This window comes from Colwellia ponticola, assembly GCF_005885605.1.
Taxonomy (GTDB): Bacteria; Pseudomonadota; Gammaproteobacteria; order Enterobacterales; family Alteromonadaceae; genus Colwellia; species Colwellia ponticola.
This window is the reverse complement of the sequence record NZ_SZVP01000236.1, coordinates 1-283: the sequence shown is the minus strand read 5'-3', so window position 1 is coordinate 283 and position 283 is coordinate 1. Positions and strand designations below refer to the sequence as shown.

At 40.6% G+C, this 283-nt stretch carries 1 pseudogene; it reads left to right on the top strand.

Annotated features, from left to right (window positions below):
• Window positions 1-283 (top strand): annotated as a pseudogene (locus FCS21_RS16730) (transposase); the annotation flags it as partial.

Below are 283 nucleotides of genomic sequence, written 5' to 3'. Positions count from 1 at the left end.
TCAATTATCTCAAGTCTTTGCTATCGATATTTGTGCTCATGCGGTGATGCATAATCATTTACATTTAGTGTTGCATGTGGATAGTGAGCAAGTGAAAAGCTGGTCAGTTGATGAAGTGTTAACGCGCTGGCATCAGTTATTTAAAGGCACATTACTCACCCAACAATATGCTAAAAAACAAGCCCTTGATAAGTTTCAACTCGCCATGGTTGAAAGCACTGCGAAGGTTTACAAACAGCGGTTAATTGATATCAGCTGGTTTATGCGCTCACTCAATGAGCCG